Source organism: Actinospineispora acaciae DSM 45401, assembly GCF_000620785.1.
GTDB classification, from domain to species: Bacteria; Actinomycetota; Actinomycetes; order Mycobacteriales; family Pseudonocardiaceae; genus Pseudonocardia; species Pseudonocardia acaciae.
This window is the reverse complement of record NZ_JIAI01000012.1, coordinates 135,389-157,697: the sequence shown is the minus strand read 5'-3', so window position 1 is coordinate 157,697 and position 22,309 is coordinate 135,389. Positions and strand designations below refer to the sequence as shown.

General features: G+C 72.2%; 23 protein-coding genes, 1 pseudogene and 1 riboswitch. Of the genes and pseudogenes, 11 read left to right on the top strand and 13 right to left on the bottom strand.

Annotation, left to right across the window (positions count from 1 at the left end; genetic code table 11):
* Positions 1 to 1,629 (bottom strand): aldehyde dehydrogenase family protein, encoded by a 1,629-nt coding sequence (locus tag N912_RS57155; protein WP_084211555.1) that lies wholly within the window; start codon positions 1,627 to 1,629, stop codon positions 1 to 3.
* Between the two features lie 126 nt (positions 1,630 to 1,755).
* Positions 1,756 to 2,373: a TetR/AcrR family transcriptional regulator gene (locus N912_RS0137675; protein ID WP_028926489.1), complete on the bottom strand. Its 618-nt coding sequence runs from the start codon at positions 2,371 to 2,373 to the stop codon at positions 1,756 to 1,758.
* A gap of 107 nt (positions 2,374 to 2,480) precedes the next feature.
* Here N912_RS0137675 and N912_RS0137670 point away from each other — a divergent pair, with 107 nt between their 5' ends.
* Genes N912_RS0137670 through N912_RS57150 form a run of 3 tightly spaced genes read left to right on the top strand, consistent with a single transcriptional unit; the run spans position 2,481 to position 6,045 of the window.
* A complete protein-coding gene (locus tag N912_RS0137670) occupies positions 2,481 to 3,842 on the top strand; it encodes an FAD-binding oxidoreductase (protein WP_028926488.1) in 1,362 nt (453 codons plus the stop codon).
* 45 nt (positions 3,843 to 3,887) lie between these two features.
* Positions 3,888 to 4,850 carry an ornithine cyclodeaminase family protein gene (locus tag N912_RS0137665; protein WP_028926487.1) on the top strand — a complete coding sequence of 321 codons (963 nt, stop codon included), beginning with the start codon at positions 3,888 to 3,890 and terminating at the stop codon, positions 4,848 to 4,850.
* Between the two features lie 10 nt (positions 4,851 to 4,860).
* Positions 4,861 to 6,045: a nucleotide disphospho-sugar-binding domain-containing protein gene (locus N912_RS57150; protein ID WP_028926486.1), complete on the top strand. Its 1,185-nt coding sequence runs from the start codon at positions 4,861 to 4,863 to the stop codon at positions 6,043 to 6,045.
* Here N912_RS57150 and N912_RS0137655 read toward each other — a convergent pair.
* Positions 6,032 to 6,913: a helix-turn-helix domain-containing protein gene (locus N912_RS0137655; protein ID WP_051581361.1), complete on the bottom strand. Its 882-nt coding sequence runs from the start codon at positions 6,911 to 6,913 to the stop codon at positions 6,032 to 6,034. The two genes, N912_RS57150 and N912_RS0137655, sit on opposite strands and share 14 nt — an antisense overlap.
* Before the next feature lie 76 nt (positions 6,914 to 6,989).
* Here N912_RS0137655 and N912_RS0137650 point away from each other — a divergent pair, with 76 nt between their 5' ends.
* Both N912_RS0137650 and N912_RS0137645 read left to right on the top strand, forming a co-directional pair.
* Complete coding sequence (locus N912_RS0137650) at positions 6,990 to 7,796, top strand: alpha/beta fold hydrolase (RefSeq protein WP_028926484.1); 807 nt, start codon at positions 6,990 to 6,992, stop codon at positions 7,794 to 7,796.
* 121 nt (positions 7,797 to 7,917) lie between these two features.
* Positions 7,918 to 9,435, top strand: a complete 1,518-nt coding sequence (locus N912_RS0137645; protein WP_245645713.1) for an amino acid permease — start codon at positions 7,918 to 7,920, stop codon at positions 9,433 to 9,435.
* Here N912_RS0137645 and N912_RS0137640 read toward each other — a convergent pair.
* Positions 9,390 to 9,899 carry a guanyl-specific ribonuclease gene (locus tag N912_RS0137640; RefSeq protein ID WP_245645711.1) on the bottom strand — a complete coding sequence of 170 codons (510 nt, stop codon included), beginning with the start codon at positions 9,897 to 9,899 and terminating at the stop codon, positions 9,390 to 9,392. The two genes, N912_RS0137645 and N912_RS0137640, sit on opposite strands and share 46 nt — an antisense overlap.
* The gene (locus N912_RS57145) at positions 9,896 to 10,126 is read right to left on the bottom strand and encodes a hypothetical protein (RefSeq protein WP_037068664.1); all 231 of its coding nucleotides are present in this window, start codon (positions 10,124 to 10,126) and stop codon (positions 9,896 to 9,898) included. The genes N912_RS0137640 and N912_RS57145 overlap by 4 nt, the downstream gene beginning before the upstream one ends.
* Positions 10,127 to 10,169: 43 nt before the next feature.
* Between N912_RS57145 and N912_RS0137630 the strand changes: the two genes are divergently transcribed.
* Positions 10,170 to 11,138 carry a zinc-binding dehydrogenase gene (locus N912_RS0137630; protein WP_028926481.1) on the top strand — a complete coding sequence of 323 codons (969 nt, stop codon included), beginning with the start codon at positions 10,170 to 10,172 and terminating at the stop codon, positions 11,136 to 11,138.
* Positions 11,139 to 11,241: 103 nt separating this feature from the next.
* On the top strand, positions 11,242 to 11,694 hold the full coding sequence (locus N912_RS0137625) for a MarR family winged helix-turn-helix transcriptional regulator (RefSeq protein ID WP_064745507.1): 453 nt from the start codon (positions 11,242 to 11,244) through the stop codon (positions 11,692 to 11,694).
* An 8-nt stretch (positions 11,695 to 11,702) separates the two neighbouring features.
* On the opposite strand, the gene N912_RS0137620 is transcribed toward N912_RS0137625, so the two are convergent.
* The 5 genes from N912_RS0137620 to N912_RS0137600 all read right to left on the bottom strand — a co-directional run bounded on the left by N912_RS0137620 (position 11,703) and on the right by N912_RS0137600 (position 16,531).
* Positions 11,703 to 12,275 (bottom strand): Uma2 family endonuclease, encoded by a 573-nt coding sequence (locus tag N912_RS0137620; protein WP_028926479.1) that lies wholly within the window; start codon positions 12,273 to 12,275, stop codon positions 11,703 to 11,705.
* Positions 12,276 to 12,343: 68 nt separating this feature from the next.
* Positions 12,344 to 13,198 (bottom strand): helix-turn-helix domain-containing protein, encoded by an 855-nt coding sequence (locus N912_RS0137615; RefSeq protein WP_028926478.1) that lies wholly within the window; start codon positions 13,196 to 13,198, stop codon positions 12,344 to 12,346.
* Positions 13,199 to 13,349: 151 nt separating this feature from the next.
* Entirely contained in the window at positions 13,350 to 13,481 is a 132-nt protein-coding gene (locus N912_RS66610; protein WP_281176340.1) for a hypothetical protein, read from the bottom strand.
* A gap of 396 nt (positions 13,482 to 13,877) precedes the next feature.
* Positions 13,878 to 15,725, bottom strand: a complete 1,848-nt coding sequence (lepA, locus tag N912_RS0137605) for a translation elongation factor 4 (RefSeq protein ID WP_028926477.1) — start codon at positions 15,723 to 15,725, stop codon at positions 13,878 to 13,880.
* 464 nt (positions 15,726 to 16,189) lie between these two features.
* Positions 16,190 to 16,531 carry a rhodanese-like domain-containing protein gene (locus tag N912_RS0137600; RefSeq protein WP_028926476.1) on the bottom strand — a complete coding sequence of 114 codons (342 nt, stop codon included), beginning with the start codon at positions 16,529 to 16,531 and terminating at the stop codon, positions 16,190 to 16,192.
* A 38-nt stretch (positions 16,532 to 16,569) separates the two neighbouring features.
* Here N912_RS0137600 and N912_RS57140 point away from each other — a divergent pair, with 38 nt between their 5' ends.
* On the top strand, positions 16,570 to 17,244 hold the full coding sequence (locus N912_RS57140; RefSeq protein ID WP_051581359.1) for a TetR/AcrR family transcriptional regulator: 675 nt from the start codon (positions 16,570 to 16,572) through the stop codon (positions 17,242 to 17,244).
* A 51-nt stretch (positions 17,245 to 17,295) separates the two neighbouring features.
* Complete coding sequence (locus tag N912_RS0137590) at positions 17,296 to 18,498, top strand: MFS transporter (protein WP_037068661.1); 1,203 nt, start codon at positions 17,296 to 17,298, stop codon at positions 18,496 to 18,498.
* 6 nt (positions 18,499 to 18,504) lie between these two features.
* On the opposite strand, the gene N912_RS0137585 is transcribed toward N912_RS0137590, so the two are convergent.
* Complete coding sequence (locus tag N912_RS0137585; protein WP_028926474.1) at positions 18,505 to 19,092, bottom strand: dihydrofolate reductase family protein; 588 nt, start codon at positions 19,090 to 19,092, stop codon at positions 18,505 to 18,507.
* A gap of 190 nt (positions 19,093 to 19,282) precedes the next feature.
* Between N912_RS0137585 and cynS the strand changes: the two genes are divergently transcribed.
* A complete protein-coding gene (gene cynS, locus N912_RS0137580) occupies positions 19,283 to 19,747 on the top strand; it encodes a cyanase (RefSeq protein ID WP_037068659.1) in 465 nt (154 codons plus the stop codon).
* A gap of 295 nt (positions 19,748 to 20,042) precedes the next feature.
* Here cynS and N912_RS66090 read toward each other — a convergent pair.
* Positions 20,043 to 20,333: pseudogene (locus N912_RS66090) on the bottom strand (WhiB family transcriptional regulator); the annotation flags it as partial.
* Between the two features lie 213 nt (positions 20,334 to 20,546).
* Here N912_RS66090 and rpsT point away from each other — a divergent pair.
* Positions 20,547 to 20,807, top strand: a complete 261-nt coding sequence (gene rpsT, locus N912_RS0137570; RefSeq protein ID WP_028926472.1) for a 30S ribosomal protein S20 — start codon at positions 20,547 to 20,549, stop codon at positions 20,805 to 20,807.
* Between the two features lie 186 nt (positions 20,808 to 20,993).
* Here rpsT and holA read toward each other — a convergent pair whose 3' ends face one another.
* Positions 20,994 to 21,998, bottom strand: coding sequence for a DNA polymerase III subunit delta (holA, locus tag N912_RS0137560; RefSeq protein ID WP_051581358.1), 1,005 nt, complete (start codon positions 21,996 to 21,998; stop codon positions 20,994 to 20,996).
* Positions 21,999 to 22,154: 156 nt separating this feature from the next.
* A riboswitch (SAM riboswitch) is annotated at positions 22,155 to 22,308 on the top strand.
* The last annotated feature ends 1 nt before the right edge of the window (position 22,309 follow it).

Here is a 22,309-nt window from a genome sequence, read left to right as displayed (position 1 = left end):
TCACTCGCCGGCGGGGCTCGATGAGCGCTCGTCGGTTGGTTGCCCACCGCGCGGTGCGGGTCGCGCTGGATCGAACCGCTCGCCGAGCCGGTAGTCCAGCTCCGGCTCGACGGTGGCCACGTCCATCTGCGCCTTCTGCAGCGAGCCGGAGAAGTCCCAGTTCATCGACTGCCAGCGGGTGAACTGGTCGAGCACCCAGATGCCGGACTGGCGGCTGCCGTTGCCGGAGCGTCCGTTGCCGCCGAACGGCAGGTGCGCCTCCGCCCCGGACGTGGAGTTGTTCACGCTGACCATGCCGGCGCTCACCCGCGAACGGAACCGGAACGCGGTGGCCGGGTCATTGGTGTACACCGACGCGGACAGCCCGTAGCCGGGCGCGTTGGCCAGCTCGATCGCCTCGTCCAGCTCGCGGTAGGTCGTCACGCCGACGATCGGCCCGAACGTCTCCTGCATGAACACCTCGTCGCTCGCGCGCACGCCGTCCAGCAGCACCGGGTGGTAGTACAGGCCGCTCGCGGGGTCGCCGACGAACCCCTCGCGCGGCGCGCCCGACGAGATCCGACCCACGGCGGTCGAGCCCAGCACCCGGTGGTGCCCGGTGACCCAGCCGAGGATCTTCTCGAAGTTGTCGGCGAACCGCTGGTCCAGCAGCGGTCCGTAGATCACGTCCTGGGTCGGGTCGCCGACCGCCGCCGACCGCACCGCCGCGTCGAACCGGGCAACGAACTCGTCGTGCACGTCCGCGTGCACGATCACCGAGCCCAGCGACGTGCACCGCTGCCCCGCCGTGCCGTACCCGGAGAACAGCGCGCCCTCCACCGCCAGGTCCAGGTCCGCATCCGGGGCGACCACCATCGGGTTCTTGCCGCCGAGCTCCAGGCACGGCGACTGCAGGTGCCGCCCGCACAGCTCGCCCACCCGCGCACCGACCGCGCTGGAACCCGTAAAGCCGACCTTGTCCACCAACCGCTCGCCCAGCGCGAGCTCCAACCCCTCGTACGTCGACGCACCGTCCGCGAACACCAGGTTGAGCACCCCCGCCGGCACGCCCGCGCGCCAGGCCAGCTCGGCGAACGCCCGCGCGCTGGCCGCCGCGTACTCCGCCGGCTTCCACACCACCGCGTTGCCGCACAGCAACGCCGGCACCAGGTACCAGGACGGCACCGCCACCGGGAAGTTGCCCGCCGTGATCACGGTGGCCACCCCGACCGGCACCCGGAAGGTGAACAACTGCTTGTCCGGCATCTCCGAGGGCACCGTCTGCCCGTACAGCCGCCGCCCCTCGCCGAGGAAGAAGTCGCAGGTGTCGATGATCTCCTGCACCTCGCCGCGCGCCTCCGCGACCGGCTTGCCGATCTCGCGGGTGACCAGCTGTGACAAGGCTTCCTTGTTGGCCTCCACCAGCCGGCCCAGGCTCGCGACCACCCGCCCGCGCACCGGCGCCGGCACGTCCGCCCAGCCCGGCTGCGCCCGCCGGGCCACCTGGGCGGCCAGCCGCACCGTCTCGGCGTCCGCGAGCGCGACGGTGGCCACCGGCTCGTCCAACCGGCTCGGGTTCCCCGAGGTGTACGCGGCGCCACCCTGGACGACCGTGCCGTCGATGATCGAGGCCAGCTGCATCGGCTCCATGCCGGTGACCCTATGCGTCCCGGCAACCCCATGCCGAGCATCACCACACGCAGGGTTCCCCACCCTGACCGACAGGAATGCTTATGCCCCGTGAGTGGCTAGGGGCGCCATAGCACCCCCAGCCACTCACGGGGTTGGCGAACGCAGGGCGGAGCGGGCCTGCGCGACCAGCCAGCGCTCGGCCCGGTCGTAGGACCATCCGTTGTCGTCCACCAGCGTGAAGTAGCCGCCGTAGCCGAAGTAGAACCAGAGGGTGTCGGTGGCCTGTTGCACGGTCATGCCGGGGTGCAGGCCGCCCACGTCGGCCAGGCGGGCGGCGACGGAGGCGACGGCGCCTCGGTACCGCTCGGTCCCGCGCGCGAAGCCCTCGGCGACGGCCTCGTTGTGCGGCGCGGTGGTGAGCAGCATGCGCATGATGTCGCCGTAGTCCTCGCGCATGGACCGCACCACGGCGCCGGCACGGCGCAGGATCTCGTCCGGGTCGGTGAGCCCGGGCAGCTCGGCCAGCGACTCGGCGACGATCGGCGCCTGGCTCCAGATGTCCGCCAGGGTGCTGATCAGCCCCTGCTTTCCGCCGGTGACGGCGTACACGGTGGTCGGGGCGACCCGGGCCTGCTTGGCGATGTCCTCGACGGTGGTCTGGAAGTAACCCTTGCGCGAGAACAGCAGGCGCGCCGCGTCGACGATGGCCTGGCGGGTCAGCTCCGCGTAGTCGCTTCGCCGGCTTCGGAGAGGTGCGGACATCGGCCCATTATCGTCCGGAGCCTGGATCTGTTAATCGGAGTCCAACTCCGGCCAATGAGTGTTAGGTTCGCTCAGCGATGTCATGGTCTGATCAATGAGGGGTAGCTGTGACGAATCCACCGGGTACGCGCCTGCCGACGATCGCCGCTCACCTGGGCCGAGCGGCCCCGTCCGACCGGGTCCTGACCCGCGGCCCGGCGTACGAGGCGAGCCGCACGTTGTGGAACGGGGCCGTCACGCGCCGGCCCGCCGCCGTGCTGGTGTGCACGGACCCGGCCGACGTCCAGGCCGGCGTCCGAGCCGCCCGTGACCTGGGCGTTCCGATGTCCGTGCGGGCCGGCGGGCACGGCTGGACGGGGTCGGCGCTGGCCGAGGGCGGGCTGACGCTCGACCTGACGTCGATGCGGCGGGTGAGCGTCGACGCCGATACGGCAGCGGCGAACCTCCAGGGCGGGGCGACCGCCGGTGACCTGGCCGGCGCCGTGCACCCCCACGGCATGGTCGCGGTGACCGGGACGGTGGACGCCGTCGGGATGGTGGGCCTGAGCCTCGGTGGTGGGTACGGACCGTTGAGCGGGCGCTTCGGGCTCGCCGTGGACAACGTGCTGTCCCTCGACGTCGTCCTCGCCGACGGCTCGCTGGTCACCGCCGACGCCGAGCACGAGCCGGAGCTGTTCTGGGCGATGCGCGGGGGCGGCGGCAACTTCGGCGTGGTGACCTCGATGCGGGTCCGGCTGCACACCGTGCCCGCGATCCTCACCGGCATGATCGTGTACCCGCTGTCCCGGGCCGCCGAGGTGCTGGCGGCGCTGCACGAACCGGTGCTGCACGGGCCGGACGAGCTGACCGTGCAGTTCGCCGTCCTCACCGGCCCGACCGGCGAGCCCGGGCTGTTCGTCCTGCCCACCTGGTGCGGCGATCCGTCCGAGGGCGAGCGCGCCGTCGAGCCGCTGACCAGGCTCGGAGATCCCCTGCTCACCCAGGTCGGCCCGGCCGCACTCACCGACATGCTCGCCGCCGCCGGCGCCATGTTCCCGCCGGGGCGACACGTCGAGATCCGCCCCCGGACCGTCCCGGGGCTCACGCCCGGAGTGATCGACGCGCTCGCCGCCGGCGGCCGGACGATGACGTCACAACTCTCGGCCGTCTCGGTGCACGGCCTGCACGGCGCGGCCGCCCGGGTCCCCGCCGAGGACACGGCCTTCGCCGCGCGCACCCCACACCTGATGGTCGAGAACGTCGCCCAGTGGGAGCCGGCCGACGCCGACGCGGCCGAGCACCGCGGCTGGGCACGCGACCTCTCGGAAGCACTGGCCGGCGAGGCGCTGCCGGGCGGGTACGTCAACCTGCTCGCCCCGGACGAGGCCGACCAGATCGCCCACGCCTACGGCCCGAACCGCGACCGCCTGCTGGCCGCGAAGACCAGGTACGACCCCGACGGCGTCTTCTCCGCCACACCGCTGCCGTAAGTGCTCGGGTTGTCTGGACCGGCCAGGTCGGATTGGGTGACGGGTATGACCCCGATCATGCTCACCGACACCCAGGTGGCCGCCGCGCTGGACTACGACACGGTCATCGCCACCCAACGGCAGGCGTTCCGGGCGCTCGGCGACGGCACCGCCCAGCTGGCCGAGAAGGTGGTGCTGCCCAACCCGGCGGACGGGTCGGTCGCGCTGTGCTACGTCAGCAGGCTCTCCCCCGAGCACGGCGCGGTGTGCAAGCTCGTCGACGTCCACCCGGGCAACCCCGAGCGGGGCCTGCCGTCCATCTCCGCGACGGTGCTGGTGCTGGACGCGCGGACCGGGCGGCTGGCCGCCGTGATCGACGCGGCCACCCTCACCGAGCTGCGCACCGCCGCCGGCAGCGCGGTGGCCGCCGACGCGCTGGCCCCGCCGGGCGCCGACGAGCTGGCGGTGCTCGGCTCCGGGGTGCAGGGCCGCGCGCACGTGCGGGCGCTGAGCCGGGTGCGGACGCTGCGCCGGGTGCGGATCTGGAGCCCGAACGCGGACAACCGGCGCCGGGCCGCGAGCGAGCTGACCGCCGAGCTCGGGCTGGACGTGACCGCCGTCGACACCACCGCCGAGGCGATCGACGGCGCGCCGCTGGTGGTCACCTGCACGCTCAGTACCGAGCCGGTGCTGGACGCCGGGCAGCTCGCGCCGGGGGCGACGGTGATCAGCGTGGGTTCGTTCGAGCCGCACCGGTGCGAGGTGGGCAGCGACCTGGTCGGCGCCGCCCGGGTGGTGGTGGACCACGTGGACACCGCGCTCGGGCACGCCGGCCCGGTGGTGCGGGCGGTCGCCGACGGCTCGGTCGCGGCGGGCGAGCTGGTGGCGCTGGGCGACGTGCTGGTCGGCAAGGCGCGCGGACGGAGCGGCCCGGGCGAGCTGGTGTTCTACAACAGCGTCGGGCTGGGGGTGCAGGACGCGGCGGCCGCGCACGCCGTCCTGGACGGCGTGAGCGCGAGCGCTGGGTAATCTCGTCCGGGTGAAGTTGCTGTTCGCCCTCGGCCCCGCGTACGGGCTCGCGCTCCCGTTGGTACCGCTGGCCTGGGCGGCCCGCGCCGCCGGGCACGAGGTGCTGGTGGCCACCACCTCGGAGATGACCACGGTGGTGGCCGGCGCCGGGCTCGGCGTGACCGACGTGTTCCCCGACCGCGACGTCTGGGACGAGCTGATGCGCGGGCTCGCCGGCAAGATCAAGGCGGGCGGCAACGGGGCACCGAAGAGCCCGTTCGGGCTGTTCACCAGCACCATGACCGGCGGCACCATCGACGCGGGCCGCCGCTTCGGCGCCGACCTGGTCGTCTACTCCTCCGACCACCGCGCCGGCGCGCTCGCCTCGGTCGCGCTGGGCCGCCCGGCGTTGGAGGTCGGCAACCGGGTCTCGTGGTCGATGCGCGACGCCGAGTTCGCCGAACGCGCCCTGTCGTTCGCCGACGACGACGTGGTGGCCGAGCTGCGCGCCGAGCTGGGCATCCCGCCCGGCGAGCCCGCGCTCGTCGCCAGGATCGACCCGCGCCCGCCGAGCATGGGCGGCCTGACCGGCGAGGAGCCGGACCGGCACGATCACGTGCCCTGGTGGTCGATGCGGTTCGTGCCGTACAACGGCGGCGCCGTGCTGCCGGACTGGACGCAGCGCGCACCAGACAAGCCGAGAGTGTGCGTCACGCTCGGCACCGTGGTGCCCGCGCTGTCCGGGACGAGCAGCCTGGCCGTGGTCCTGGAGGCGCTCGGCGGGATGGACGTCGAGGTCGTCCTGGCCGAGGGATCGGCCGACCTCGGCGAGCTGGGCGACTCGCTGCCGGCCAACGTGCGGCGGGTCGGCTTCCTGCCGCTGTCCGGCTTCCTGCCCGGCTGTTCGCTGATCGTGCACCACGGCGGCTCCGGCACCACCGCGGCGCCGCTGCACTACGGCGTGCCGCAGCTGGTGCTGCCGTCCTTCGCGGACAACCCGATGTCCGCCGAGCGCGTGGTGGCCAGGGGCGTCGGCCTCAGCCACGACCCCGCCGCGATCGACGTGCCCACCGTGCGCGCCCTCGCCCAGCGGCTCCTGGACGAGCCCGCGTTCGCGCGCGCCGCCGCCGAGGTGCGCGCCGAGATGGCCACCCAACCCAGCCCGTCAACGGTGATCGACCGCCTGACCGCCGCCCTCCCCGCTACCCGCGCCTGACCGGCGGCCTGACCGGCGGCAGACGCCCTGGCCAGCCCCATGCAATGTCGTCGACCGCCAGGAACGGCTCGTCGACCACTGTCGCGGGGGTCAACCCGGTGAACGCCACCACGTCGCGGTGCAGGTGGGACTGGTCGGTGTACCCGCCGTCGGCCGCGACCGCGGCCACGTCCCCGCCCGCGACCAGGCCATGGACGGCATGGTCGAAGCGGACCAGCCTCGCGGCGCGCTTGGGCGGCAGGCCGACCCGCGAGTGAAACCGGGACCACAGGCGCTTGCGGCTCCAGCCGAGCTCGGCCGCGAGGCGCTCGATCCGGACCGTGCCACGGCTGGCGACGACCTCACGCCAGGCCCAGGCCACCTCCGGCGCGACCCGGGACGCCGACGCCGCACACCGCCGGGCGAGCCACGCGTCGGTCAACGCGAAGCGATCCTCCCAGGAGGAGAGGTCGCCCAACTGCTCGGCGAGCCGCGCCGCCTCCCGTCCCAGCACGCTGTCGAGGGCCACCACGGCGCCGTCCAGGTCGGCCACGGCCGCGCCCAACACCACGGGCGCGATCACCGGCGACAGTCGTATCTGCAGGCATTCGAAGTCCTCCGCCCGGAGCGCGCGAAGGACCTCGCCGAACCCGAGCCCGGCCACGAAACTCCCCTGCCGCTGCCGCCCGAGGGCGTCTTCCACGGCAAGCGTGCCGCCGAACACCAGAACCACCGTCACGGCCGGATGCGGGATCAGGCGGAGGCCGGGCGGGGTGATGCCTCGGTCACCGAACCCGGCCATGGTGACCCCCGGCACCCGACCGGGCCTCGTCGGGCACGCGATGTCCCACAGGAGCCCGTCGCCCCGCTCCGACCCGCCGGGCAGCATTCCTTCATGCTACGGACGCCGGCCGATGCGGACATTTGTCCAAGCCACCGGCGCGCACGGCGGCCACGGTGCATGCATGACCGATGTCAACGACAAGTCCCTGCCACTGGACGACGGCGAGATCCACATCCGTCAGGACGGCCCCCGCGACGCCCCCACACTCCTACTCATCCACGGAACCGGCGCATCGCTGCGCACCTGGGACCCGATGGTCCCGCTGCTGACCGGCTCGCACCGCGTCATCCGGATCGACCTGCCCGGGTGCGGCCGGTCGGCCAAACCGGTCGGCGCCAGCTACGCGGCCCCGGACCAGGCTCGCCGCGTCAGTACCACGCTGGACCGGCTCGGCGTCGAGCGCGCCGTGGTCGTCGGCCACTCCAGCGGCGGGGTGGTCGCCACCGCCCTCACCGAGCAACGACCCGACCTGGTGACCGCGCTCGCGCTCATCAACACCGGCCCCAGCATGGCCGCCTACATCGCGGACGAGGTCACGATCGAACCGGAGCGCTGGCCAGACCTCACCGACCAGCAGCTTCGCGAGTTCCTGAGCTCCGCGGTCGGTGAGGGCTACGAGATCCCCGAGTGGCTCCTCGACGAGGCGCGCGGCATCGACTTCGAGGTGTTCGCCGAGATATCGCGGGCGCTCCGGGCGTACCTGGAGGAGCGTGCGCTCCCGGACCGGCTGGCGCCCCTCGGCACGCCGCTGCTGGTGATCTTCGGCGCGGACGACCGCAGGTGGCGCTCCTCGTCCGCCGCCGAGTACCGCGCCGTTCCCGGCGCAACGATCGAGATGCTGCCCGGCGTCGGACACTCGCCCATCCTCGAGGACCCGCCCCGGACCGCCGCTCCCCTGCTGGCCTTCGCCGACCAGCACACGCCGTGAAACAGCCCTGCTGAGGCTCAGCACGACAAATACCAGCGGTCGTATGCCTTCCCTCCGTGCCCCTGAACGGGTGAGGCTGCCCCTCAACTTCGATCGGCGTCGATCGGCTGGGGGTGCCGTGGTGAGCAGCGAGCACGGAGGATTGTTCGGCACCGGCGAGCGCGGGGTGTTCCGGCGCACCCTGCCCCCGCCCGAGCAGACCCAGGAACGCCGGCTGACCAGGGTGCTCGGGCTGTGGCAGCTCACCCTGGTCGGGGTCGGGGCGATCATCGGCGCGGGCATCTTCAGCCTGGCCGGGGCCGTCGCGAAGGAGATGGCCGGGCCGGCGGTGCTGGTGTCGTTCCTGGTGGCCGGGGCGGCGTCGCTGTGCGCGGCGTTCGCGTACGCGGAGTTCTCCGGGATGGTGCCGCGCGCCGGGTCGTCGTACACGTACGGGTCGGCGGTGCTCGGCGAGCTGGTCGGCTGGGTCATCGGGTGGGACCTGCTGCTGGAGTACACGGCGATCGTGGCGGCGGTGTCCATCGGCATGTCCGGGTACGTGGGCTACCTGCTGGACACCGTCGGCGTGCACCTGCCGGCGTGGATGCTCGGCGCGCCGGGGACCGGGGCCGGGCACAAGGTGGACCTGATCGCGGCGCTCATCTGCGTCGGGGTGGCCTGGTTGCTCAACCGGGGCACCCGCACCTCGGCGCGGGTGGACGTGGTGCTGACCACCATCAAGATCCTGGTCGTGCTGCTGGTCGTGGTGGTCGGGCTGATGCAGGTGCGCTCGGCCAACCTGACGCCGTTCGCGCCGTTCGGGTTCGGCGGGGCGTTCGCGGGCGCGGCCACGGTGTTCTTCGCCGTGTTCGGCTACGACGCGCTGAGCACGGCCGCCGAGGAGTCCGTGCAGGCCAGGCGGCACCTGCCGAAGGCGATGATGTACTCGCTGGCGATCTCGATGGTGCTCTACGTGCTGGCCTGCGTGGTCCTGACCGGGATGGTGCACTACACCCAGATCGACCCGAGCGGCGGCTTCTCGGCGGCGTTCCGGACCGTCGGGCTGGGCGGTGTGGGTGCGGTGGTCGCGGTCGGCGCGGTGCTCGGCATCGTCACGGTGAGCTTCTCGTTCATGCTGGGCGCGTCCCGGCTGTGGTACGCGCTGAGCCGCGACGGGCTGATGCCGCGCTGGTTCGGCGAGCTGCACCCCCGCCGCCGGGTGCCGCACCGCGCGACCTGGATCATCGGCGCCGCATCCGCCGTGCTGGCCGGGGTGCTGCCGGTGCAGGAGGCCGCGCAGCTGACCAACATCGGCGTGCTGTTCGCGTTCGTGATCGTGTCCGCGGCGGTGGTGGTGATCCGCTACCGCCGGCCGGACCTGCCGCGCGGGTTCCGCTGCCCCGGCATGCCGGTGGTGCCGCTGCTCGGGGTGGCATTCTCGGTGTGGCTGATGTCGTTCCTGACCGCCGAGACCTGGCTGCGCCTGGGCGGCTGGCTGCTGCTCGGGCTGGTGGTCTACGTGGTGTACGGCTACCGCAACACCCGCCGCGTGCTACCCGGCGGGTCGGTGGACCTGGCCGACCTGTCCAGGCTGGCCGGCAGCGACGCGGCGCTTCAGCCCGCGCCGGCCGCCGTGGAGTCGACCACCACGAAGGACTGATAGTGATCGGCGGTGTAGTACAGCTCGCTCTTCTGGCCGGTCACCAGCCGCTGCGCGCCCCTGTCCTTCTCGCCGGGGGTGGGCACGGTGTACTCGCGGTAGTAGCCGCGCTGGCGCTGCGGTAGCCGCCGCTCGTTGTTGGCGAACACGCTGCCGTCCTTCGTGGACGGCAGCTTCCCGCCGGTCTTGATCTTCTGCCAGATCTCGACGGCCTCCGTCGGCAGCGCGCACAGCGAGCGCAGCGGCAGCCGGGACTCGGTGGCCCCCGGCGTGGCCACGTTGGGCGCCGGACACCCCGGTTGGGCGGAGCCGGCCCCGATCGACGGGGCGTCCGGCACCACCTTGCCGGAGCTCTGCGTCGTAGACCCACCCGACGAGCCGGAGCCCGAGCAGCCGGCCAGCACCGCGCCCACCAGCAGGCAGACGAACAGCACCAGCGGAACGCGCCGGGAGGCACCGCTCACGAGGGGTCCCCCGCGACCGCGTCGGAACCACCGCCGGAACCGTGGCGCGGCCCGCGCAGCCGCTCCCACCAGGCGTCCCAGGCGTCGGAGGCCTTGTCGGCCAACGCCGCCACCAAAGCGCACAGCGGGAGCAACACCACGATGGCCAGCGCGACCTGGAACGGGAACGGGAGCTGGGTGATCCACAGCTCGACCGAGTCCCACCAGTTGGCCAAGGAGCGCAGCACGCCCCATAGGGTAGACAAGCCGGATCGGCACTACGTTCAGGGTATGTACGCCGTCTACGCAGCCGAGCCCAACCGCGACGACCCGCTCGCCTCGCTCACCGTCGGGGAGCGCCCCGAGCCCGAGGCGCCGGACGGCTGGGTGCCGGTCCGGGTCACCGCCGCGAGCCTGAACATGCACGACATCTGGACGCTGCGCGGGGTCGGCATCAAGCCCGAGCAGTTCCCGATGATCCTGGGCTGCGACGGCGCCGGCACGCTGCCCGACGGCACCGAGGTGGTGCTGCACTCGGTGATCGGCGACCCGGCCTGGACCGGCGACGAGACGCTGGACCCGAAGCGCACCCTGCTCACCGAGAAGCACCAGGGCACCTTCGCCGAGACGGTCGTCGTGCCGGCGCGCAACGCGGTGCCGCGGCCGGCCGGGCTGTCCGCGACCGCCGCCGCCGGCATGGGCACCGCCTGGCTGACCGCGTACCGGATGCTGTTCACCAAGTCCGGGCTGCGGCCGGGGCAGACCATGCTGGTGCAGGGCGCCTCCGGCGGGGTGTCCACCGCGCTCATCCAGCTCGGCCGCGCCGCCGGACTGCGCGTCTGGGTGACCGGCCGCACCGACGAGAAGCGCGCGCTCGCCGAGAAGCTCGGCGCGCACGCCACGTTCGGCTCCGGCGAGCGGCTGCCGGAGAAGGTGGACGGCGTGTTCGAGACCGTCGGCGAGGCCACCTGGAGCCACTCGCTGCGCGCGCTCAAGCCCGGCGGCGTGATCGTCTGCTCCGGCTCGACCAGCGGCCCGAACCCCCCTGCCGACCTGCAGCGGGTGTTCTTCCTGCAGCTCCGCGTGGTCGGCTCGACCATGGGCACGCTGGACGAGCTGCGCGACCTGCTGCGGTTCGTGGAGACCGCCGGGATCGTCCCGGAGGTGGGCCTGACGCTGCCGCTGTCGCGCGCCGAGGAGGGCTTCCGCGCGATGCTGGACGGCCGCACCGCCGGCAAGATCGTCTTTTCCCGGGAGTGACTCTCCGGATAGGACAAGGTGACCAGTATCACTCTATAGCGCCACCCGGCGTCACACGTTAGTGAGAACAGCCGTACACTCTTCCCTCGTGTTGCGTCCATTCGTGCCTACGCCACGCACCCCGGCGATCACCTACCCGAGCGTGGTCGAGCTGCTCGACCACGCCGACCGGGCCGTCGACGCGGTGCTCACCCCGGTCACCGAGGAGGAAGGCCTGAGCCGAGAGGGCTGGAGGGTCCTGTTGCTGCTGTCGCGCGGTGGCGGCCGCAGCATGGGCGAGATCGCGGAGCACGCGGCGGTGCCGAACCCGACGGCCACCCGGGTGGTGGACCGCCTGGTGGCCCAGTCGTTCGCGTTCCGCCGCAACGACCCGGCCGACCGCCGCCGCGTCCTGGTCCACCTGTCCCCGAACGGCCGCGAGGTGGTCGCCAGGATCAGTCGCCAACTGGAGCAGCGGGTGGACGGCTCCCTGGTCGAGCTGGCCGACGGCAACACCGCGCTGTCCACCCTGCTCGCCCGCCTTGCCCACCAGCTCCCCGTCCCCGCCACCGAGTAGCCGCCGGCTCACAGGTCGCGCCGGCGCGGCCCCTTCAGCAGCTCCGCGGGCACGATTCGTACCGGGAACGGACGCTCGGCCCGGAACTCCTCGGTGCCCTTGACCTCCGCAACCTGCTGATACCGGCCGTTCTCGTCCAGCTCGAACGCGGTGAGCACCAATTGGTCGGGATCAACCACCCAGTAGGACGGCGCCCGCATCCGTTCGTACGCGGCCCTCTTGGTATTCAGGTCGAACAACGCCGTGCTCGGTGAAAGGATCTCGACAGCCAACAGCGGCGCCGCCGGCAGGTTCTGTTCGGTCAGGTCGGACTCTCGGGCGACGAGAACGTCCGGCTGCAGTTCGGTGCTCTTGGATGTCTGTACGGCAAACGGCGCGAACAACACCTCCATGCCACCCGGGCATGCCTGTTCCAGCTTGATGAACAGCTGCCCGCACACCCGCTGATGTCGCCTACCGGGTGCCGGGCTCACCAGAAGCACCCCGTCCAGCAGCTCGTAGCGATGCCCGTCGTCGGGCATCGCCTCCAGGTCGTCGACCGTGAACGGACGCCCTGGGATGGACGTGGTCATGACCGTCATGGTGCCTCCTTTTCCCCATGGTGACCAGCTCGCCGCACGGCACCGACAGTCTTGGCGGCCACCCGAGGTCAGGTCTCCCGGCGGTAGTCGTCGGCGACGGAGCGGACGAACTCGCGCGCCTCGTCGCCGCGCAGCGCGTAGCCGCGGAAGACCTCGAACAGGTCGGTGTAGTAGCGGATGTCGGTGGGGTCGCGCAGCATGAGCAGGCCGGTCTCGTCCTCGATCGCGACCAGCCTGTCGTCGTAGATCGAGAACATGTTCAGCGGCCCGGTCGGCAGCTCGGTGCTGAACGGGATGACCTCCACCGTGACGTTCGGGCGGGCCGCGGTGGCGACCAGGTCGTCCATCTGCTCGGTCATCCCTGTCGCGTCCAGCAGCCGGGTGCGCAACGCCGCCTCGGTGAGCACGAACTCGAAACGCTTGTCCGGCCGGTCGAGCACCGCGCGGCGCAGCCGCTTGCCGGCCATGATCTCCTCGATCATCGACTCGGGCTCCTCCAGCACCGGGTCGGTCACCGCCCGGCGGGTGTACGCGGGGATCTGCATGACGCCGCCGAGCACCGTCGGCAGGAACTGGCGGCGCAGCCGGCACTGCTCCTCCATCGCCAGGTGGTCGCGCTGCCGGGTGCCGTAGCCGCGCCGCTGCATGACCCGGTTGGACTGGTGCTCGGTGTTGGCCACCCTGGCCAGGCCGACCAGCTCCCTGGCGCGCTCCGGCTCGACCTGCAGCGCGTGCACGAGCAGCTCGACGTCGGTGACGCTGGGCACGATGCGGCCGGTCTCGATGCGCGAGACCTTGGCCTGGCTCATGTAGACCTTGGCCCCCAGGGCCGCGCCGGACAGGCCGGAGGCCCTGCGCAGCTCGCGCAGTGCCCCGGCCAGCTCGGTGCGGTCCGCCTCGGACCACTCTGGTTGCAGGCTCACGTCCCGGTCAGCGGTCGACAAGCGTGGAAGACGAGCGGATTTGGCCAGCGCAACGCCACGATAGCGCCGGGACTCGGTCAGGTCAGGGTTCGACAGGGTGGTCTCCCACGGGTGTGAACGGACCGGTCGTCGGGGCGTACGCCCGGCGCGCTCAGCGGAGGGTACGGGCGGCCTCCAGCAGCAGCTTGATCGATATCTCGGCCAGCACGTCGCCCTGCGGCGTGTCGACGCTGCGCAGCACGGTGCCGCGCACCACGGCGGTGCCCCGGTCGGTCCGTGACACGCACTCACATTCGTCAATGCTCCAGTCGCCGGCAATCCTGGTCAGCTCCAGTACGTGACCTTGCCTGTCCCTGGCTTTCATGCACCCTCCCTGGTAACTGGGCGTGTCAGAGTAGAGCCCCCAAGTAACCGGCATCAATCTGCTCGCACCGTTATGCGCGTGTTGGCATAAAGAGGACGCCAGGCACGTGATCACACGCCCACTGGACGTTTCACTATTGCCTCAGAAACCCGCGTGACATCTTCTCGACACGAGAGTGAACGAATCGAGAACAAGGACACCCATTACCCGCACCGCAGGGCGCGATCAGCGATTTCGCCTGGCCAGCGCCGTGGCGCCCACCGAGTAGAGGTGCCTTTACCTTCCACCCAGGAGTGGATTTCGTTTCCCGACGAACTACTTCTTGGACTTGGGCTTGTCGCCCGCCTCGTCGGTCGACAGGGCCGCGACGAAGGCTTCCTGCGGCACCTCGACACGGCCGATCGTCTTCATCCGCTTCTTGCCCTCTTTCTGCTTCTCCAGCAGCTTGCGCTTGCGGGTGATGTCACCGCCGTAGCACTTGGCCAGCACGTCCTTACGGATGGCCCTGATGTTCTCCCTGGCAATGATCCGCGAGCCGATGGCGGCCTGGATCGGCACCTCGAACTGCTGGCGCGGGATCAGCTCGCGCAGCTTGGCGGTCATCCGGGTGCCGTAGGCGTAGGCGGCGTCGCGGTGCGCGATGGCGGAGAACGCGTCGACCGTCTCGCCCTGCAGCAGGATGTCCACCTTGACCAGGTCGGCGGCCTGCTCGCCGGCCTCCTCGTAGTCCAGGCTGGCGTAGCCGCGGGTGCGGGACTTCAGCGCGTCGAAGAAGTCGAAGATGATCTCGGCGAGGGGCAGCGTGTAGCGGATCTCCACGCGGGACTCGGACAGGTAGTCCATGCCGCCGAGCTGGCCGCGCCGGCTCTGGCACAGCTCCATGATCGCACCGACGTACTCGGACGGGGCGATGATCGTGGTCTTCACGATGGGCTCGTACACCTCGGCGACCTTGCCGGTGGGCCAGTCCGACGGGTTGGTCACCACCTGCTCGGTACCGTCGTCCAGGATCACGCGGTACACCACGTTGGGCGCGGTAGCGATCAGGTCCAGGCCGGCCTCGCGCTCCAGCCGGTCGCGGGTGATCTCCAGGTGCAGCAGGCCGAGGAACCCGCAGCGGAAGCCGAAGCCCAGCGCGGACGAGGTCTCCGGCTCGAAGGTCAGCGCCGCGTCGTTGAGCTGGAGCTTCTCCAGCGCGTCGCGCAGCTCCGGGTAGTCCGAGCCGTCCACCGGGTAGAGCCCGGAGTAGACCATCGGGCGCGGGTCGCGGTAGCCGCCCAGTGGCTCGGTCGCGCCGTGGCGCTGCGAGGTGACCGTGTCGCCGACCCGCGACTGGCGGACGTCCTTCACCCCGGTGATCAGGTACCCGACCTCGCCGACGCCGAGTCCCTGCGACGGCTTGGGCTCCGGCGAGATGATGCCCACCTCGAGCAGCTCGTGGCTGGCCCCGGTGGACATCATGGTGATCCGCTGCCGTGGCGTGATCTTGCCGTCCACCACCCGGATGTAGGTGACCACGCCCCGGTAGCTGTCGTACACCGAGTCGAAGATCAGCGCGCGCGGCGGCGCGTCCGGCTCGCCCTGTGGCGGCGGCACCAGCCGGACCACCTCGTTGAGCAGCTCGCGGACCCCCATGCCGGTCTTCGCGCTGACCCGCATCACCTCGTCCGGCTCGCAGCCGATGATGTGCGCCAGCTCGGCGGCGTAGCGGTCCGGGTCGGCGGCCGGCAGGTCGATCTTGTTCAGCACCGGGATGACGGTGAGGTTGCGCTCCAGCGCGAGGTACAGGTTGGCCAGCGTCTGCGCCTCGATGCCCTGCGCGGCGTCCACCAGCAGGATCGCGCCCTCGCAGGCGGCCAGCGCGCGCGACACCTCGTAGGTGAAGTCCACGTGCCCCGGGGTGTCGATCAGGTGCAGGACGTGGTCGGTGTCCCCCACCCGCCAGGGCAGCCTGACGTTCTGCGCCTTGATGGTGATCCCGCGCTCGCGCTCGATGTCCATCCGGTCCAGGTACTGGGCGCGGTAGCTGCGCTCGTCCAGCACGCCGGTGAACTGCAGCATGCGGTCGGCCAGGGTGGACTTGCCGTGGTCGATGTGCGCGATGATGCAGAAGTTGCGGATGCGCTCCGGCGCGGTGAAGGTACGGTCGGCGAACGTGCTCACTCGGATCCTTTGCGTGCGGGGGTCTACTCCATCGTCGCACGCCATCCGGGTGACCTGGCCGCGCCCGCCCCACCCCCCGGAATTCCCCCGCGCCCGCGCCCAAAACCCCCGCGAGTCGGGCGTTCTGGCACACCGAGTCGGGCGTTCTGGCACACCGGCCGTTGCCGCGACGCGCGGCCGCGGATGTGCCCAAACGCGCGACTCAGTGTGCTGAGACCCCCGACTCGCGGGGGTTACTGGGTGCGGGCTTGTGCGTCTTGTAGGTGGACGGAGGGGGTACGAACCCATCCACTTGAAAGCACCAAGATCGGTCGGGCTAACCTATGACGGCTCACGGGACGGCCGTGGCGAGTTTGCTCGATGTCTGCTTTCCTCGGGCGTCAGCCGTGCAGTGAGAACGGAGGGGCGTTCCGGCGTCGGTGTTTGGGAGTCCGTACCGCGTCGGAACGCACCCTCCGCCTTGGTCAGTGAGTCGCGGGGATGCCGGACTCGGTGGGCAGGCCGGCGGTCGTCCAGTCCTCGATGCCCTCGCGGTAGGTGCGCACGTTCGTGTAGCCGAGGGCTTCCAGTTTGCTGGCCACGGCGTGGCTGTTGGCGCACGCCGTGTTCGCGCAGTAGGTGACGATCGCGGCGGCCCGGTCCGGCAGCAGCTCGGCGGCGCGGGCGGGCACGTCGGCCTCCTCCAGGTTGAGCGCGCCGGGCAGGTGCGCCTTCGCGTAGTAGCTCTCGGGCAGCGCGTCGACGACCGCCACCGAGCCCTCGGCGATGGCCGAGCGGAGCTCCTCGCGGGTGATCGATGTGGCCATGAGTGGATCCTTCCGTCGTTTCGGACTACGGTCCGGTTATGCCGTCGCCCCGAGATTACGGACCGTGGTCCGTTTCGTCAACGCCGCTGGAACCGCCCACGCTCGGCCGTCCCGCGCCGCCCCGGGAACGGTCCGACGCCGCCCGCAACCGGCGGCGCATCCTGGACGCCGCCGCGTGGCTGTTCGCCGAGCACGGGGTGGACGCGGTGAGCCTGGACGCGGTGGCCGCCGAGGCCGGGGTGGGCAAGGGCACCGTGTTCCGGCGGTTCGGGGACAAGTCGGGGCTGGCGGCGGCGCTGCTCGACGAGCGGGAGCGCGAGCTGCAGGAGGCGATGCTGGCCGGTCCGCCGCCGCTGGGGCCCGGTGCCGGGCCGGCCGCGCGGGTGGTGGCGTTCGTGCGCGCCTACCTGGACTACGTGCTGGGCGCCCCCGAGCTGGTGCGGATGTCGGAGACGGCCAGCTCGGGCGCGCGGTTCCGGCTGGGCGCGTTCGGCTTCTGGCACACCCACCTGCGGATCCTGCTCGAACGGGCCGGGCACCCGCCGGCGCGGGCGGTGGTGCTGGCGCATGCGCTGCTCGGACCGCTGGCCGCCGAGCACCTGCTCGCCCAGCTCGACGCCGGGGTGAGCCGCGAGCAGCTCATCGACGGGCTGGCCCGGCACGCGGAGCTGGTCGCATGTGACAGCTCGGCGTGTGATATGTCACAGCGCTGAGATACCTGTCACAGGCGGCGCGGGCGGCCAGGCGGTGTCACGATCGAACCGATGCGCAGCGCCGCGGAGGGGGGCATCGACCCGGTACGGGCGTGGCTGAACGCGGGCGCGGCATTCGTGTCGACGTTCGTGGTGTTCGGGATCGGCTACAGCTTCGGCGCGTTCTTCACCCCGATCTCCAGGGAGTTCCACACCAGCAGCGGCGCCACCTCCGTGGTGTTCTCGGTGACCGCCGCGTGCTGGTTCCTGCTGGGCCTGGTCACCGGGCGGGCCGGGGACCGGTGGGGGCCGAGGCCGCTGCTGCTGGTCGGGGCGGTGGCGCTGGTGTGCGGGCTGCAGGTCATCGCGCACGCGCACACGGTGTGGCTGGCGTACCTGGCGCACGGGCTCGGGGTCGGGGTGGCGGCGGGGTGCGGGTACATCCCGATGGTCGCGGCGGTCGGGGGCTCGTTCTCCCGGCGGCGGGGGCTCGCGCTCGGGGTGGCGGTGTCGGGAATCGGGGCGGGCACGCTGTTCGGCGCGCCGGTGGCCGCCGTGCTGATCGCGGCGTACGGCTGGCGCACGGCGTACCAGATCTTCGGGTTCGCCGGGGCGGCCGCGCTGGTCGGCTGCGCGCTGGTGACCACCACTCCTCCGGTGCAAGCCGCGGCGGCCGGCGGTGGGTCCGGGGCCGGGCGGCTGGTGCGCGACCGCCGGTTCCGGGCGCTGTACGTCTCGACGGTGTGCTCGTCGCTCGCGCTGTTCGTGCCGTTCGTGTTCCTGCCCGCCTTCGCCACCGCGAACGGCACCGCCCCGATCGCCGCCGCGAGCCTGATGGGAGTGGTCGGCGTGGCCAGCGTGGTCGGGCGGCTGGCCATCGGCCCGGTGGCCGAGCGGATCGGCTACCTGCGCTCCTACCGGTTCTGCTTCGGGATCATGGCGGCCAGCTACATCGTGTGGCTGGCGGTGTCCGGCTACCCCGCGCTGGTCGCCTTCGCGGCGATACTGGGCGTGGGCTACGGCGGCTGGATCGCGCTGGGGCCGGCGGTGATGGCCGAGCTGTTCGGAACCGAGGGGCTGGGCGGGACGCTCGGGCTCGCCGGCACCGGCTCGGCGATCGGGGTGCTGGTCGGGCCGCCGCTGGCCGGGCTGCTCATCGACGCCACCGGCGGGTACCGGTGGGCGATCGCGCTGGCCGCCGCGCTGGCCACGGCGGCGGCCCTCGCGCTGCTCCCGTTGCGCGGCGCGCACGGCCCCGGGCGCCCGGGGCGGTGACCCGGTCTAACGCACCCGCTGGGAGGCCGGCAGCCAGTTCTCGTCCAGCGCCGGCGAGGCGGGGCGCGCATCCTCGTCCACCGCGTAGACGATCTCCACCGAGCCTTCCGGGAGGGCGCGCTGGCGCTGGAGGACCAGGCCGGTGTGCACGCTGAGCCACGGCGTGAGCCGCATCCCGCCGCCGATCAGCAGCGGCAGCACCAGCAGGTGCAGCTCGTCGAGCGCGCCGAGGGCGCGGAAGGTCTCGATCGTGCGCGGGCCGCCGACCAGGTGCACGTCGCCGCCCCGGTTGGCCGCGCGGAGCCTGTCCAGCAGGCGGGCCGGGTCGGGGTCGGTCACGACGTGGTCGGGGGTGCCGGCGGGGCGGTGCGAGCCGAGCACGAACACCTCCAGGTTCGGCCACGGCCACCACTCGTTGGTCAGCGCGGGCTCGAACGTGGTGCGGCCCATCAACGCCGCCTCGCACCCGTCGAGGAACTCCGGGATGCCGTGGCTGTCGCGGGCGAAGCTCGGGTCGGCGGCCAGCGAGGGCCAGCCGCTCGGGGTCGTGACGTAGCCGTCGGCGCTGATGGCCATGCGGGCGCGGATTCGCATCGTTCTGCTCCGTTCCAGGGGTCTTGTGACACCCGTGGGTCGGAGCCGGTGTCGCGGTCTTGACGTCCGCGCGTCGACGTCCGCGCGTCCGCCGTGCGCGAACTGTCCGCCGTGTTCGCTCTGGGCAGCTTGCCGGCCGGTCGGTGGGCGGACGACGATCACGATCGTCCGACGAACCCGGGAGCGCACGATGAACTTCACCCCCTTGCCGCCGCTGACCCGCCGCGACGCGGCCGCCTCGGTGCTGGCCGCCAAGCGGCGGAGCGGCCTGTCCTGGTCCGCGATCGCCGAGCGCCTCGGGAGCTCCACCGAGTGGACGACCTCCGCGCTGCTCGGCCAGCAGCCGCTGACCGCCGTGCAGGCCGGCGCCGTCGGCTCGCTGCTCGACCTGGACGAGGCGGTCGTCGAGGCGCTGCGGCTGCCACCGGTGCGCGGAGCGGACGCGGTGGACACCAGCGAGCCGATCGTCTACCGGCTCCAGGAGGCGATCCAGGTCTACGGCTCCACGATCAGCGAGCTGATCCGCGAGCGGTTCGGCGACGGGATCATGAGCGCGATCGACTTCGAGCTGTCCGTCGAACGCGTCCCCGACCCCAACGGCGACCGCGTCAAGCTCACCCTGAACGGCAAGTTCCTCCCCTACCGAACCTGGTGACCGCCCGCCACCCGCGCCGCATACGGCGTCTCGGCGCCGCACACAACGCCCGGCCTGTGTGTCACGACGCGAAGCTGTGTGCCGCCGCCGGGCCGTGCACGCTCACGGTGGGCCGGCCGGTCCCATCGGCGCCGCCGGGGACGACGGTGACGCGACGGCGAGCCCGGCGCCGCTCGGCGGAGACCCTGGCTGCCCGGTCGGCGCGACGGGCGGCGGCCTCGACGATGTCCGAGGCACCGTCCGCGTTCGGATCGGCGACCTTGGTGACCAGGCCGAGCTGGCGGTCGGCGTTGCTCGGCCGGCCGCGGCCGCGCTTGTACGCCAGTACGACACCCTGCTGGACGATCTCACCGCCCCAGACCCCCCACGGCTCGCCGCGCTCCAGCGCGCCGGCCAGGCAGGCGGCCTTGATCGGGCAGTGCGCGCAGAGCGCCTTGGCGACGTTGAGCTCGGCCGGACGCTCGGCGAACCACAGGTCGGGGTTGGCGTCGGCGCAGGGGGTGCGCACGGCCGACGGGGGGTGCGGGACGCGGTCGGTACCGATCGAGGCGGGCGCCGGCTGGTCTGAAAGCTGTGTTCCCCTCATGCCATCGATCGTGGCCGGGAGGGGTGGGGCGGGACATCAGGGAGATTACGGAGATTCGCCCCGGGAACCCTGAGGCCGACCCGCGCTGTTACCCTGGGAGGCCGAACGCCCGGCGTGATCCCACCGCTGGGCCAGAGGAATCCGGCAGCACTCCGGCGCCAAGGTCCCGGCGCGCGGCGGACGACAACGAACAGGAAGACCAGAGGCAGTCGCGTGGCCAACATCAAGTCGCAGATCAAGCGGGTCAAGACCAACGAGAAGCGTCGCCTGCGCAACAAGTCCGTGAAGTCCGCCGTGCGCACCGCGATCCGCCGCTTCCGCGAGGCCGTCGAGGCCGGGGACACCGAGCAGATCGTCGAGCGGCAGCGCTACGCCAGCCGCGCGCTGGACAAGGCGGCCAGCAAGGGCGTCATCCACCGCAACCAGGCGGCGAACAAGAAGTCGGCCATGGCCCGCCGGGCCAACGCGCTCTGACCTGGGCTTTGACCCACGTCACATCGGGTCTACGTCACATCCGGTAGGGAATTTCCGGATCGGATGTAACGCTGTACTCAGCGACAACGAAGACCTGGTAGAACTTCTTCGGCACATCGGCGGCGCTGTCCACTCCCGTGGGGCAGCGCCGCCGACGTGTGTGCGGCCCTCGACCGTCCAGCGCGTTCAGCGCGCCTCGCGGGCGCTCACCACCCTCATGACCGCGCGCTCCAGCGCGTAGTTCGCATCCGCCGATGCGCCCTTGACGTCGGCGTTCACCTCGGCCACCGCCGCCATGGCGCGCGCGATCCCGGCCGGGCGCCAGCCCCTGGCCTGCGCCTGCGCCTTGCGGACCTTCCACGGCGGCATGCCCAGCGATCCCGCCATCCGGTACGGGTCGCCGCGACCGGCCGCGCCCACCTTGGCCACCGTGCGCACGGCGTCGGCCAGCGCGTCGGCCACCAGCACGGCCGGCACGCCCAGCAGCTCCGCCCAGCGCAGCGCCTCCAGCGCGCCGGCCCGGTCCCCGGTGACCGCCTTCTCGGCCACCGCGAAACCGGTCACCTCGGCGCGGCCCCGGTGGTAGCGGCGCACGGCGGTCTCGTCGACGGCCCCGGCGGTGTCGGCGACCAGCTGCCCGGCGGCGGCCGCGAGCTCGCGCAGGTCGTTGCCGACCGCGTCGATGAGCACCCGCACGCCGTCCTGCGTGATCCGCCCGCCGGCGCGGCGGACCTCGGCCTTGACGAAGTCGACCCGCTCGTCGTACCTGGTCACCCTCGTGCATTCGGTGACCTCGGCACCGGCGGAGCGCAGCGCGTCGGCCAGCGCCTTGCCGCGCGCGCCGCCGGCGTGCAGCACCACCAGGCTCACCCCGTCGACGGGCGCCTTGACGTAGTCCGTGATCGCGGCGGCGACGTCCTTGCTCGCCTCGTGCGCGGAGTCCAGCACCACCACCCGCCCCTCGGCGAACAGCGAGGGACTGACCAGCTCGGCAAGCTCGGAACGGGTCAACGAGGCGGCGGCGACCCGGCGCAGCTCCGCGTCCGGGTCGGCGGCCCGCGCGGACGCCAGCGCCCGCGCCACCGCCCGCTCGACCAGCAGCTCCTCGTCCCCGATGATCAACCGCAGCGGGATCGCTGTCACCCCGACCTGGTCGGTGTCGCCGGTCGGGCTCGCGGCGGAGCGACTCATGCCGCCATCGTCCCAGGCCCACCCCCGGGCGGCATCGGAAGGGTGAGCCCGCTCCCAGATCACGAGACGCGCTGGGCGGACCCGACGACCTTGACGTACCGTGTTTGGCAGTCCGTTCCGATGCGGACCGCCCGGTGACCGGGCACAACCGAATACGGCTCATCCAGAGGGGCAGAGGGAACGGCCCTGCGAAGCCCCGGCAACCGGCGTCGAGCGATCTGCGCATTGCCGTAGCGCAGCACGTCCGTAGGGCGAGGTCGTCGACGATCACGGTGCCAATTCCGACCCGCAAGCGCGGGACAGATGAGGAG